General features: G+C 64.7%; 11 protein-coding genes. 8 read left to right on the forward strand and 3 right to left on the reverse strand.

Annotated elements, in window-relative coordinates; translation table 11 throughout:
- Positions 1-20 precede the first annotated feature (20 nt).
- Positions 21-1139: an aminopeptidase gene (locus FW760_RS07730; RefSeq protein WP_116052451.1), complete on the forward strand. Its 1119-nt coding sequence runs from the start codon at positions 21-23 to the stop codon at positions 1137-1139.
- Between the two features lie 27 nt (positions 1140-1166).
- On the opposite strand, the gene FW760_RS07735 is transcribed toward FW760_RS07730, so the two are convergent.
- Together FW760_RS07735 and FW760_RS07740 are read right to left on the reverse strand one after the other, a co-directional pair.
- A complete protein-coding gene (locus FW760_RS07735; RefSeq protein WP_054916038.1) occupies positions 1167-1817 on the reverse strand; it encodes an HAD family hydrolase in 651 nt (216 codons plus the stop codon).
- A 32-nt stretch (positions 1818-1849) separates the two neighbouring features.
- Entirely contained in the window at positions 1850-2398 is a 549-nt protein-coding gene (locus tag FW760_RS07740; protein WP_116052452.1) for a gamma carbonic anhydrase family protein, read from the reverse strand.
- Between the two features lie 90 nt (positions 2399-2488).
- Here FW760_RS07740 and prlC point away from each other — a divergent pair, with 90 nt between their 5' ends.
- The 6 genes from prlC to FW760_RS07770 all read left to right on the forward strand — a co-directional run bounded on the left by prlC (position 2489) and on the right by FW760_RS07770 (position 10742).
- The gene (gene prlC / locus FW760_RS07745; RefSeq protein ID WP_043862270.1) at positions 2489-4540 is read left to right on the forward strand and encodes an oligopeptidase A; all 2052 of its coding nucleotides are present in this window, start codon (positions 2489-2491) and stop codon (positions 4538-4540) included.
- Positions 4537-4797, forward strand: coding sequence for a YheV family putative zinc ribbon protein (locus FW760_RS07750; protein WP_043862271.1), 261 nt, complete (start codon positions 4537-4539; stop codon positions 4795-4797). The genes prlC and FW760_RS07750 overlap by 4 nt, the downstream gene beginning before the upstream one ends.
- Before the next feature lie 99 nt (positions 4798-4896).
- Entirely contained in the window at positions 4897-6921 is a 2025-nt protein-coding gene (locus FW760_RS07755; RefSeq protein ID WP_446443716.1) for a M3 family metallopeptidase, read from the forward strand.
- 78 nt (positions 6922-6999) lie between these two features.
- Complete coding sequence (locus FW760_RS07760) at positions 7000-8058, forward strand: PA0069 family radical SAM protein (protein ID WP_043862273.1); 1059 nt, start codon at positions 7000-7002, stop codon at positions 8056-8058.
- 243 nt (positions 8059-8301) lie between these two features.
- Positions 8302-9021: a carbonic anhydrase gene (locus FW760_RS07765; RefSeq protein WP_043862274.1), complete on the forward strand. Its 720-nt coding sequence runs from the start codon at positions 8302-8304 to the stop codon at positions 9019-9021.
- 194 nt (positions 9022-9215) lie between these two features.
- The gene (locus FW760_RS07770; protein WP_178083057.1) at positions 9216-10742 is read left to right on the forward strand and encodes a SulP family inorganic anion transporter; all 1527 of its coding nucleotides are present in this window, start codon (positions 9216-9218) and stop codon (positions 10740-10742) included.
- Positions 10743-10828: 86 nt separating this feature from the next.
- On the opposite strand, the gene FW760_RS07775 is transcribed toward FW760_RS07770, so the two are convergent.
- The gene (locus tag FW760_RS07775) at positions 10829-11476 is read right to left on the reverse strand and encodes a hypothetical protein (RefSeq protein ID WP_054916034.1); all 648 of its coding nucleotides are present in this window, start codon (positions 11474-11476) and stop codon (positions 10829-10831) included.
- A 311-nt stretch (positions 11477-11787) separates the two neighbouring features.
- Between FW760_RS07775 and coxB the strand changes: the two genes are divergently transcribed.
- Positions 11788-12915 (forward strand): cytochrome c oxidase subunit II, encoded by a 1128-nt coding sequence (gene coxB / locus FW760_RS07780; RefSeq protein WP_043862277.1) that lies wholly within the window; start codon positions 11788-11790, stop codon positions 12913-12915.
- The last annotated feature ends 16 nt before the right edge of the window (positions 12916-12931 follow it).

The following is a 12931-nucleotide window of genomic DNA, read 5'->3' on the forward strand; positions in this document are numbered from 1 at the left end:
TGAGCGAGACATCCCTGCACATGGTTCGAATTTTTTTCTGGTTGCGCTCAAGCCCCGGGGCACTCGACCGCGTTTTCCTCGGGTTGGTTCCCGTGCTGCTGCTCGGGCTGCTCAACGGTTGCACCAGCCTCGGCTACTACAGCCAGCTGGCCAGCGGGCAATGGCAGCTGCTGCGCGCGCGCGAGCCGGTGGCGGTGCTGGTGGCCGACCCGGCCACCCCCCCTGCCCTGCGCCAGCACCTGGCGAAAGCGCAGCAGGCACGCGCTTTTGCCAGCAGCCACCTTAAGCTGCCGGACAACCGCAGCTACCGGGTGTACGCCGATATCGGGCGCCCGTTCGTGGTGTGGAACGTGTTCGCCACCCCGGAGTTTTCGCTGGAACCGCATACCTACTGCTTTCCCATCGCCGGTTGCGTGGCCTATCGCGGCTACTACAGCCAGGGTGCGGCGCGCGGGGCGGCGGCGTTGCAGAAGGCGCAGGGGCAGGATGTGTATGTGGGCGGGGTGGAGGCCTATTCGACCCTGGGCTGGTTCGACGACCCGATTCTCAATTCGATGCTGGGCTGGGGCGACGAGCGCCTGGCCACGGTGATCTTCCACGAACTTGCGCACCAGCGCGTGTACGTGAAGGACGACACGGCGTTCAACGAGTCGTTTGCCACCTTTGTGGAGCAGGAAGGTTCGCGCCAGTGGCGCGCGGCCCGCGGGCTGGCGCCCTTGCCGCAGGGTGGAGCGCGCCAGCGTGACGAGTTCGTGGGGCTGGTGCTGGCCAGCCGCGAGCGGCTCAAGACGTTGTATGCACAGCCGCTGGACGAGGCAGCGATGCGCGCGGGCAAGCAGGCCGAGTTCGAGCGCCTGCGCAGCGAGTACCGGGTGCTGCGCGATACAAGGTGGCAGGGCGACAAGCGCTATGACGCGTGGATCAACGCGCCGATGAACAACGCCAAGCTGCTGCCGTTCGGGCTGTATGACCAGTGGGTGCCTGCGTTTGCAGCGTTGTTCCGGGAGGTTGGCGGAGATTGGGCGGTGTTCTACCAGCGGGTCGAGGCCTGGGGGCGGTTGCCGTTCGAGCAGCGCCAGCAGGCCCTGGAAAGCTCCGCCGGCAAGGCCGGCTCCTACAACGCTTCGCACCCCCTGTAGGAGCCGGCATTGCCGGCGAAAAGGCCCTCAGGACCGCATGAAGGCCCGATGCAGCTCGCCCAGCGTGTCGAAATGATAAGCCGGCTGCTCTGCGGTCAATTCCTCGCGGCTGCCAAACCCGTAGCCCACCGCCACTGCTTCCAGCCCGTTGCTGCGCGCGCCGATCAGGTCGTGCTTGCGGTCGCCGATCATCAGCGTCTGCGCCGGGTCCAGGTTTTCTTCGGCCAGCAGGTGCGCAATCAGCTCCACCTTGTTGGTGCGCGTACCGTCCAGCTCGCTGCCGTAGATGACCTTGAAATGCCGGGCAAAATCGAAGTGCCGGGCAATCTCGCGGGCGAACTCCCAGGGCTTGGAGGTGGCGATGTACAGCGTGCGCCCCTGCGCCTGCAGCCCTTCGAGCAACTCGCTCACGCCCTCGAACACGCGGTTCTCGTACAACCCGGTGACCTTGAAGCGCTCACGGTAGAAGTTCACCGCCTGCCATGCCTTGGCCTCGTCGAAGCCGTAGAACTGCATGAACGCCTGCAGCAAGGGCGGGCCGATGAAGTGTTCCAGGCGGGCCAGGTCCGGCTCGTCGATGTCCAGCTTGGCCAGGGCGTACTGGATGGAGCGCGTGATGCCTTCACGGGGGTCGGTGAGTGTACCGTCGAGGTCGAACAGAATGGTTTGCTGGTGCATGACAGTCTCGAAAAAAGGGGGCTGTGGATAACTCACTCGGGCTGGTCGTAGCCTTCGGCCAGGTGCAGGTCCTTGAGCTTCACGTAGTTGGCGGCGCTGTAGGGGAAGAACGCGCGTTCCTTGTCGGTCAGCGCCCGTGCCTGCTTCACCGGGCTGCCCACGTACAGGAAGCCGCTCTCCAGCGTCTTGCCCGGCGGTACCAGGCTGCCGGCACCGATGATCACCTCGTCCTCGACCACCGCGCCGTCCATGATGGTGCTGCCCATGCCGACCAGAATGCGGTTGCCCAGGGTGCAGCCATGCAGCATGACCTTGTGGCCAATGGTCACGTCATCGCCGATCAGCAGCGGGTAGCCGTCGGGATTGAACGGGCCGGCATGGGTGATGTGCAGCACGCTGGCGTCCTGCACGCTGGTGCGCGCGCCGATGCGGATGCGGTGCATGTCGCCGCGGATCACCGTCAGAGGCCATACCGAGCTGTCCTCGCCGATCTCGACATCACCCAGCACCACTGCGCTGCGGTCGACGAAGGCGCGGGCGCCGAGACGCGGAATGTGTTGCTGGAAGCTGCGGATGGCCATGAATAGTGTCTCTCTGTAAGGCTGATAGCTGCGGTCAGCGTCGATTGTAATTAAGATGGAGCGGTGTTTCTTCTGCCAAGGTGTTTAACCGTGAGTGCGAACAACCCGCTTCTGCAGTCTTATGACCTGCCGCCCTTCTCGGCGATCCGTGCCGAGCATGTGCTGCCGGCGATCGAACAGATCCTGGCCGACAACCGCAGCGCCATCGCCTCGATCCTGAAAACCCAGGGCCAGAACCCCACCTGGGCCGGCCTGGTGCTGGCCATGGACGAACTCAACGACCGACTGGGTGCCGCCTGGAGCCCGGTCAGCCACCTCAACGCGGTGTGCAACAGCGCCGAGCTGCGCGAGGCCTACGAGGCCTGCCTGCCGGCCCTGAGCGCCTACGCCACCGAAATGGGCCAGAACCGCGAGCTGTTCCAGGCCTATGAAGCGTTGATCGCCAGCCCCGAAGCCGCCGGCTTCGATGTGGCGCAGAAAACCATCCTCGAACATGCCCTGCGTGACTTCCGCCTGTCGGGTATCGACCTGCCAGCCGACCAGCAGAAGCGATATGCCGAGGTGCAGAGCAAGCTTTCGGAACTGGGCAGCCGTTTCTCCAACCAGCTGCTCGACGCCACCCAGGCCTGGACCAAGCACGTCACCGACGAGGCCGCACTGGCCGGCCTGACCGAATCGGCCAAGGCGCAGATGGCGGCCGCCGCGCAGGCCAAGGGCCTGGATGGCTGGCTGATCAGCCTGGAATTCCCCAGCTACTACGCCGTGATGACCTACGCCCACGACCGTGCCCTGCGCGAAGAACTGTACGCGGCCTACTGCACCCGCGCCTCGGACCAGGGCCCCAATGCCGGCCAGTTCGACAACGGCCCGGTGATGCGCGAGATCCTCGACCTGCGTCAGGAGCTGGCCGAGCTGCTGGGTTATGCCAACTTCGCCGAGCTGAGCCTGGCCACCAAGATGGCCGAGTCCAGCGACCAGGTGCTGAGCTTCCTGCGTGACCTGGCCAAGCGCAGCAAACCCTTCGCCGCCCAGGACCTGGCCCAGCTCAAGGCCTACGCCGCCGAGCAGGGCTGCCCGGACCTGCAGAGCTGGGACAGCGGTTTCTATGGTGAGAAGCTGCGCGAACAGCGTTACAGCGTGTCGCAGGAAGCCCTGCGTGCCTACTTCCCGATCGACAAGGTGCTGTCGGGCCTGTTCACCATCGTGCAGCGCCTGTACGGCATCGAGATCGCCGAGGTGAAAGGCTTCGATACCTGGCACCCGGACGTGCGCCTGTTCGAGATCAAGGAGAACGGCCAGCACGTGGGGCGCTTCTTCTTCGACCTGTACGCCCGCGCCAACAAGCGCGGCGGTGCCTGGATGGACGGTGCCCGCGACCGTCGCCGCACGGCCGATGGCAGCCTGCAGAGCCCGGTGGCCAATCTGGTGTGCAACTTCACCCCGGCCGCCCCGGGCAAGCCGGCGCTGCTGACCCACGATGAAGTCACCACCCTGTTCCACGAGTTTGGCCACGGCCTGCATCACCTGCTGACCCGCATCGAGCATGCCGGGGTATCCGGCATCAATGGCGTGGCCTGGGACGCGGTCGAGCTGCCGAGCCAGTTCATGGAGAACTGGTGCTGGGAGCCCGAAGGCCTGGCGTTGATCTCCGGTCATTACGAAAGTGGCGCTGCCCTGCCGCAGGACCTGCTGGAGAAGATGCTGGCGGCGAAGAACTTCCAGTCGGGCCTGATGATGGTGCGCCAGCTGGAGTTCTCGCTGTTCGACTTCGAACTGCACGCCAGCCACGGCGATGGCCGCAGCGTGCTGGAGGTGCTCGAAGGGGTGCGCGACGAGGTTTCGGTGATGCGCCCGCCGGCGTACAACCGCTTCCCCAACAGCTTTGCACACATCTTCGCCGGCGGCTACGCGGCCGGTTACTACAGCTACAAGTGGGCTGAAGTGCTGTCGGCCGATGCCTTCTCGCGCTTCGAGGAAGAGGGTGTGCTCAACGCCGAAACCGGTCGCGCCTTCCGCGAGGCGATTCTGGCCCGTGGCGGCTCGCAGGCGCCGATGCGCCTGTTCGTCGACTTCCGTGGCCGTGAGCCGTCGATCGATGCGCTGTTGCGCCACAGTGGCCTGAGCGAGGACCTGGCGGCATGAGCAAGACCAAGAAACGCTTCATTGCCGGGGCCGTATGCCCGGCGTGCAGCGAGCCGGACAAGCTGATGATGTGGAGCGAAGACGGCGTGCCACACCGCGAGTGCGTGGCCTGCGGGTTCTCCGACACGCTCAACGAACAGGGCCTGTCGGTGCCCAAGGAACTGGGCACCCGCGTCAACCAGGCCGAGGCCAAGGCGCCCCAGCCTGCAGTGCAGACGGTGCAGTTCTTCCCCAATCCGAAGCTGAAGAAGCCCTAGCGGGCCGTGTGGCTGGTGCAGGGGCATACATAGTTAGCCCCTGGCGCACCGGCAACCCTTGAAAGTGACGGGACCTTCCCGTCACTCAAGGAGCTGCCCATGACCAGCAATCCCCTGCTCGCCCCCCTCGATCCGCCAGCCTACGCCGACATCCGCCTGGAACACCTGACGGCGGGCATCGACCAGATCATCCTCGACAACCACAACGCTCTGGCCCGCATCATCCTGGCCCAGCGTGGCCTGCCCACCTGGGACGACCTGGTGATGGCCATCGATGCACTGGATGCACGCCTCAACAACGCCGTTCGCCTGATCGTGCCCCTGTACACCCGCGGCGAGGCCTGGAAGGCCGCCGTGGACGAGTGCTGGCTCAAGACCCAGGCCTATCATCAGGCAAAGCTGCAGAACGCCACGTTGCTGGCGCTCTATCAGCGTCTGGCCGACAGCGCCCACGGTGCGCTGTTCAGTCACGAACGCAGGATGTCGCTGCAGCAGTCGATCAAGGCCTTTCGCCTGAGCGGCGCCGAGCTCGGTGAAACCGAGCGTGCCCGCCTGATGGCCCTGCAAACCAGCATCAGTGCCCAGCGCAACCTGTTCCTCGACAACCTGGCACACGCCACCGGCGCCTGGACCCTGCACATCACCGATGCCCGGCGCCTGCAGGGGGTCGACGCGCTGGAGACCGCCGCCATGGCGCGCAAGGCCCAGGCCAAGGGCCTCGAGGGCTGGCTGGTGACCTTGGAAGAGGCCCCGTGCCTGGCCATCCTGCAGCAGGCCACAGACCGCAGCCTGCGTGAAACCGTGTATCGGGCCTACCATGGCCGCGCGTCGGAGCTGGACGCAGGCCCCGACAACGGCCCGGTGCTGCTGGAGTTGCGACGACTGCGCCATGAGCAGGCGCAACTGCTGGGGTTTGCCAGCTTTGCCGAACTCAGCCTGCAGACCAAGACGGCAGAATCGACGCAACAGGTCACGCGGTTTCTGCAGGACCTGAGCACCCACAGCGCCGCCTGGCGTAGCGCCGAAACCGCGCGGTTGCGGGCCTTCGACCAGCAGGCGCGCCTGGGTGGCCTGCAACCCTGGGACATCGCCTTTTACGCGCAGCGCGCGCATCGGCACCCGCTGGCGCTGTCTGGCGAGGAAATGCGTGGCTACTTCCCGCTGGAGCAGGTGGTGCTGGCCATGACGCAGCTGGCCGATACCCTGTTCGGCGTGCAGATCACACCGTCCAGCACGTTGCAGGCCTGGCATGCGGATGTGCGGTGCTTCGAGGTGACCCAGGGCCATGCGCTGGTGGGGTACCTGTACATGGATGCGATCACCCGCCCGGGCAAGGAGGACTACGCCTGGAGCCTGCGGGTATGGAACCGCCACGTGGATGCCGAGGGTCGTTTTCACAAGGGCGCGGCGGCGCTGTTCTGCGCAGTCGAGCGTGGTGACGGGGTTGCCCCACCGTTGCTGACCCACCTGGACCTGCGCAAGCTGTACCACGAGTTCGGTCACTGCCTGCACCAGCTGCTGGTGGCCACCACCGATTACCGCCTGTCCGATATCGACAGCCTGGGGCCGGACGGGATCGAGTTCTTCAGTGAGCTGCTGGAGCGCTGGTGCTGGTCGGCCGAGTACCTGGCCGGTATCTCCCATCACTACCAGACAGGCAAGGCACTGCCGCAGTCCACGGTGCAGGCGTTTCTCGACCAGCAGAAACAGCAGCAAGGGCTCACGTTTGCCCGAGACCTGGCAATGGCGCGCCTGGACCTGCACCTGCATGGCGAGACCTACCCGGCTGCTGCGCAAAGTCTGCAGCAGCAGGTGGTGGAACAGTTCGACGCAGTGCTGCCCTGGCCGCTGGGCGATTTCGAGCGCCCGGCCCAGGCCTTCGATCACCTGGCCAGCGGCTACGAGGCGGGCTATTACAGCTACCTGTGGTCGCGGGTCTACGCGATCGATGCCTTCGCCCGGTTCGAAGCCGAAGGCGTGCTCAACCCGGCCACCGGGCGTGCCCTGCTCGAGGCCATTGTTGCCCCGGGGGCCGGGCGCTCGATCACGGCAGGGTTCAAGGTGTTTCGCGGGCATGACGTGAGCCCCCTGCCGTTTCTGCAGTGGCATGGCCTTAACCCGTAGCCACGTCGGGCGCCGAGCGGTGCTGGAGGTCCTGGTGGCGATGCAGTACTGTATATAAAAACAGTACAGGGGCTCGCCATGTTCACTCCAGCGCCTGTGCGTGGTCGCGGTACCGCGCACAACCCGCACAACCGCTTCGCCCCTGCCCGCTCTGTGGCCGAGGATGATGGCTGGTACCAGGAGGTGCCGCTGACCCAGGGCACCGAAGTCCGCATCGAGACGGCCAAAACCATCATCACCCGTAACACCTCGCCCGACCTGCCCTTCGACCGCTCGATCAACCCCTACCGAGGTTGCGAGCATGGTTGCATCTATTGCTATGCCCGCCCCAGCCACGCCTACTGGGACCTGTCGCCGGGGCTCGATTTCGAGACCAAGCTGATCGCCAAGACCAACGCGGCGGCGGTGCTGGAACAACAGCTGTCGAAGAAAGGCTACGTGTGCGCCCCGATCAACCTGGGGTCCAACACCGACCCGTACCAGCCCATCGAGCGCGAACAGCAGCTGACCCGGCGCCTGCTTGAAGTGCTGCTGCGCTACCGTCACCCGGTCACCATCGTGACCAAGGGCTCGCTGATCCTGCGCGACCTCGACCTGCTGGCTGAACTGGCACAGCAGCGCCTGGTGTCGGTGATGATCAGCCTGACCACCCTCGACGACGAGCTCAAGCGCACCCTGGAACCGCGTGCCGCCGCGCCCAAGGCGCGGTTGCGGGCGATTCGGGTGATGCGCGAGGCGGGTGTGCCGGTAGGTGTGCTGTGTTCGCCGATGATCCCGATGATCAACGACAGCGAACTGGAGCACCTGCTGGAGGCGGCCAAGCAGGCCGGCGCGCTGCACGCGGCCTACATGCTGCTGCGCCTGCCGCTGGAGGTGGCGCCGCTGTTCGAGCAATGGCTGCAGGATCATTACCCGCAACGTGCGACCCATGTGCTGAGCCTGATCCGTCAGAGCCGTGGCGGCGAGCTGTACGACAGCCGTTTTGGCGCACGCATGCGGGGCGAAGGCGTGTTTGCCGACTTGCTGGCGCAGCGTTTCGACAAGGCCATGCGCCGCCTGGGACTGAACCGGCGTGAAGGCCATGCGCTCGATTGCAGCGCGTTCTGCCCGCCCGGTGGGCAGTTGTCGCTGCTGTAATGCATTAATGGGTAGTTGCCATTAATGCTTTTTTGCTAGTATCCGAGGCCCGCCCTTTTGTTCTGGAACGCCCGTTCTAGAGCCTCCAAATTCAGTTTGAGTTAAGTTTTTCCGCGTAGCGTGAAACGCCAGGCAGCCGCACTGTGCTTTATTGAGCGTGAGCGACATCCAAGCTTCATTGCGTTGTCTGAATCTTGAACCGGTAAAATGGACTTACCTTCAAACCGTCAAAGAGGATCAACAATGAAAGACCAGGACCCCTCTCAAAACGGCCCGGCTGATCAAGCCGAAAGCGCCGATGCCGCACTGAAGCATATCGTCGACGGCTTTTTGCATTTTCATCATGAAGTCTTCCCGCAACAGGAAGAGCTCTTCAAGAAACTCGCCACTGCGCAGAAGCCGCGGGCGATGTTCATTACCTGCGCCGACTCGCGCATCGTGCCCGAACTGATTACCCACAGCTCCCCTGGCGACCTGTTCGTGACCCGCAATGTGGGTAACGTGGTGCCGCCCTACGGGCAGATGAACGGTGGTGTATCCACGGCCATCGAATACGCGGTGATGGCCCTGGGTGTGCAGCACATCATCGTGTGCGGGCATTCCGATTGCGGGGCCATGCGTGCCGTGCTCAACCCGCAGAGCCTGGAGAAGATGCCCACGGTCAAGGCCTGGTTGCGGCATGCCGAGGTGGCGCGCACGGTGGTCGAAGACAATTGCCATTGCCACAACGAACACGAAAGCATGCAGGTGCTGACCAAGGAAAACGTCATCGCCCAGTTGCAGCACCTGCGTACCCACCCTTCGGTCGCCTCGCGCCTGGCGGCCGGCCAGTTGTATATCCACGGCTGGATCTACGACATCGAAACCAGCGAAATCACCGCCTATGACGCGGTAAGCGACCGCTTCCTGCCCCTGCAGAGCGGCCAGCCGATTCCCTGCGCCACCCCGCGCGGGCGCTACTAGCCACACCTCATTCGCAACAGGGTGACTGAAGGCTGCACGTTCGCGTGCAGCCCAGGTAGTCGGCTGCCTTGAATTTCCATGAATGCCTTGCCGGCCTGCCGGCGGCTTGCGGCTGCCCGCGTGGCGGCGTTACTGCGGCGTGCGGGCCAGCGGAATGGCCCGGCGTGATCGATAGAGGGAGAATCAAGGTGAACATGACGCAATTGAAAGCGGCCCTGCCGCGTGAACTGCTGGCTTCGGTGGTGGTGTTTCTGGTGGCGCTGCCGCTGTGCATGGGCATTGCCATCGCTTCCGGCATGCCCCCGGCCAAGGGTCTGATCAGCGGCATCGTCGGTGGCCTGGTGGTGGGGTTCATCGCCGGCTCGCCATTGCAGGTCAGCGGCCCGGCGGCGGGCCTGGCGGTGCTGGTGTTCGAGCTGGTACGCCAGCATGGCATGGCCATGCTCGGGCCGATCCTGCTGCTGGCGGGCCTGCTGCAACTGCTGGCAGGGCGCCTGCGCCTGGGCTGCTGGTTCCGGGTCACGGCGCCGGCGGTGGTGTACGGCATGCTCGCCGGTATCGGCGTGCTGATCGTACTGTCGCAGGCGCATGTGATGTTCGACGCCAGCCCGCAGCCTTCCGGGCTGGCCAACCTGACGGCGTTCCCACAGACCTTACTGCAGGCGCTGACCCCGGAAGGCCCCGGCAATGCCTGGCAGGCGGGTGCGTTGGGCCTGGGCACCATCGCGATCATGTGGGGCTGGGAGCGCCTGCGCCCGCAGCGTCTGCGCTTCGTGCCGGGGGCCTTGCTCGGGGTGGCGCTGATGACCCTGCTGAGCCTGTGGCTGGCGTTGCCGGTGAACCGCGTGGTGGTGCCCGCCAACCTGGCCGAGGCCATCGACTGGCTGCGCCCCGCCGACCTGCTGCAACTGGCCAACCCGCACCTGCTGGTGGCGGCGCTCGCCCTGGCATTCATCGCCAGTGCCGAGACGCTGCTGTCGGCGGCGGCGGTGGACCGCATGCACAGTGGCCAGCGTTCGGACTTCGACCGTGAACTGTCGGCCCAGGGGGTGGGCAACATGCTCTGTGGCGTGCTGGGGGCGTTGCCGATGACCGGGGTGATCGTACGCAGTTCGGCCAACGTGCAGGCCGGTGCGCAGACGCGGCTGTCGGCTATTCTGCATGGGGCATGGTTGCTGGCGTTCGTGGTGGTGCTGAGCAGTGTGCTGCAGCAGATCCCGGTGGCGAGCCTGGCAGGTGTACTGGTGTACACCGGCTTCAAGCTGGTGGACTTCAAGGCGTTCCGCGGGTTGGGGCGCTATGGGCGCATGCCGATGTTCACCTACGCGGCGACCGCACTGGCGATCATCTTCACCGACCTGTTGACCGGCGTACTGCTGGGTTTCGCCCTGACTTTGCTCAAGCTTGCGCTGAAGGCGGCGCGGTTGAAGATCAGCGTCAGCCACCTGGATACGCCGGGGCACCTGGAGCTTCGCTTGAGCGGTGCGGCGACGTTTCTCAAGGTCCCGGCACTCGCTCGGGCGCTGGATAACGTACCGGTATGTACCACGTTGCATGTACCGCTGGCCCAGCTCAGCTACATCGACCACGCGTGTCTCGAGCTGCTGGAGGACTGGGGCCGGGCGAATGCGGGCAATGGATCGGTGCTGGTGATCGAGCCGCGCGGGTTGAAGCGGCGCACCGAGGGGCGGGCGCGCATGGCGGCAGGGCTTGGCGCGTGAACGATTCGCCAGCAAGGCTGGCTCCTACACGGGGTGTAATCCTGTAGGAGCCAGCATTGCTGGCGAAGGCTGCGCCGCCGAGCCGATCAGGCCGACTGATCCAGCTCCAGCCCCACGCCCAGCTGGCGCGACAGGCACGGCCAGCGCTTCCACGCCGCGCCGGTGTCCGGGCTGCTCAGCTTGTCTCGGTAGGCCTCCACCGATTCAAGCGCGAAGCTTTCGTCGTTGAGCATTTCGTCCACCGAGTGGTGCACCACCTCATCCAGCTGGTTGGCGAATGCCTCGCCGATCAGCTGATGCGCGATCAGGTTGGCCACGGTGGTATCCAGCGGGATCAGTGGCTGCTTGAAATGCTTGATGTACAGGTCGTTCACTTCCTCCACCAGGCGGTGCGCCAGGTAGGCCTCATCCAGCAGGCAGCCCAGGCCGACCTGGCCTTGCATGATCGCCGGCGGCTGCAGGAAATAGGCTTCGGCAATTTTCAGTACCGGTTTGATCTGCGACTCGATGCCCGCCTCGCGCGCCACCGCATTGGCGGCCTCCAGCAGTTCGGGTACCTGGTCGATGTACGCGTCGACAAACCCCACAAGCGCCGCATGCGGGTCTTGCTCAGGCAGGTTGATCGAGGGATGCAGGTGGGGCAGTTGCACTTCAAGTTGCTTTTTCAACTGGCCGGTTTGGACCTCATGTTGACGGGCACGGGTGATCTGCTCGCGCAAAGCGGCGATGTTCATGACAACTCCAGGGACAAGGGAAACACACGGATGACATAAGGTAGCTCGGTTCGAAAAAGAGTTAAGACGGATTTGTCATAAACGATGTGCGTTTATGTCGCTGTAAGGCATATCAAATGGCCATCAACCCCCTCTCGGCGATTTTTTGCGCGGTCCGGGCGGCTGTCTATACTCCGCTTTGAAAGTGATTGGTTGATGAGGCCCGCCTGCTGTCCAGCAGGGGCTCGCCGTCGAAGTTCGCCGTCTTGACGCCGTACCCTTAGCCGTAGGCCCTGCCTCCGGGATAACAAGAATCATAAGGGGAACCCGCAATGATGCGACATCCACATGCCTGGATGGGCCTGCTGTTGTGGTCACTGTTCACGCCGGCACACGCCGCCTGGACCGTGAATATGGCGCCGGGGGCGACTGAAGTCAGCAACGCCGTGTTCGACCTGCACATGACCATCTTCTGGATCTGCGTGGTGATCGGCATCGTGGTGTTCGGCGCGATGTTCTGGTCGATGATGGTGCACCGACGCTCCACCGGCCAGCAGCCGGCGCATTTTCATGAGCACACCTGGGTCGAGATCATGTGGACGGTGGTGCCGTTCCTGATCCTGGTGGCCATGGCCATCCCCGCCACCAAGACCCTGGTGGACATCTACGATGCCAGCGAGTCGGACGTGGATATCCAGGTCACCGGCTACCAGTGGAAGTGGCACTACAAGTACCTGGGCCAGGACGTGGAGTTCTTCAGCAACCTGGCCACCCCCGCCGATCAGATCCACAACAAGGCACCCAAGGACGAGCACTACCTGCTGGAGGTCGATCAGCCGCTGGTGATCCCGGTGGGTGCCAAGGTGCGCTTTCTGGTGACTGCCGCCGACGTCATCCATTCCTGGTGGGTGCCGGCGTTCGCGGTCAAGCGCGATGCCATCCCCGGTTTCGTCAACGAGGCCTGGACCCGTGTCGAGAAGCCGGGCATCTACCGCGGCCAGTGCACCGAACTGTGCGGCAAGGACCACGGCTTCATGCCGGTGGTGGTGGAGGTCAAGTCCAGGGCCGACTACGACACCTGGCTGGCCGAACGCAAGGCCGAGTCGGCCAAGCTCAAGGAGCTGACCAGCAAGGAGTGGACCCTGCAGGAGCTCAGCGAGCGCGGCGACAAGGTCTACCACACCACCTGCGTGGCCTGTCACCAGGCCGAAGGCCAGGGCCTGCCGCCGATGTTCCCGGCGCTCAAGGGTTCGAAGATCGCCACCGGCCCGATCAAGGATCACCTGAACATCGTCTTCCACGGCAAGGCCGGCACGGCCATGGCGGCGTTCGGCAAGCAGCTCTCGGAAGTGGATATCGCTGCCGTGATCACCTACGAGCGCAACGCCTGGGGCAACAATAAGGGCGACATGGTCACGCCGAAGGATGTGCTGGCGCTCAAGCAGGCCGACAGCCAATGAACCGGGGAGACAGGAC

It is taken from the genome of Pseudomonas sp. 1176_21 (genome assembly GCF_052850635.1).

Coding starts and splice junctions, on each gene's coding strand:
- coxB (WP_043862277.1), top strand. CDS start 11,788: ATGATGCGACATCCACATGCCTGGATGGGCCTGCTGTTGTGGTCACTG.
- FW760_RS07765 (WP_043862274.1), top strand. CDS start 8,302: ATGAAAGACCAGGACCCCTCTCAAAACGGCCCGGCTGATCAAGCCGAA.
- FW760_RS07750 (WP_043862271.1), top strand. CDS start 4,537: ATGAGCAAGACCAAGAAACGCTTCATTGCCGGGGCCGTATGCCCGGCG.
- FW760_RS07775 (WP_054916034.1), bottom strand. CDS start 11,476: ATGAACATCGCCGCTTTGCGCGAGCAGATCACCCGTGCCCGTCAACAT.
- FW760_RS07760 (WP_043862273.1), top strand. CDS start 7,000: ATGTTCACTCCAGCGCCTGTGCGTGGTCGCGGTACCGCGCACAACCCG.
- FW760_RS07755 (WP_446443716.1), top strand. CDS start 4,897: ATGACCAGCAATCCCCTGCTCGCCCCCCTCGATCCGCCAGCCTACGCC.
- FW760_RS07740 (WP_116052452.1), bottom strand. CDS start 2,398: ATGGCCATCCGCAGCTTCCAGCAACACATTCCGCGTCTCGGCGCCCGC.
- FW760_RS07735 (WP_054916038.1), bottom strand. CDS start 1,817: ATGCACCAGCAAACCATTCTGTTCGACCTCGACGGTACACTCACCGAC.
- FW760_RS07770 (WP_178083057.1), top strand. CDS start 9,216: ATGACGCAATTGAAAGCGGCCCTGCCGCGTGAACTGCTGGCTTCGGTG.
- FW760_RS07730 (WP_116052451.1), top strand. CDS start 21: ATGGTTCGAATTTTTTTCTGGTTGCGCTCAAGCCCCGGGGCACTCGAC.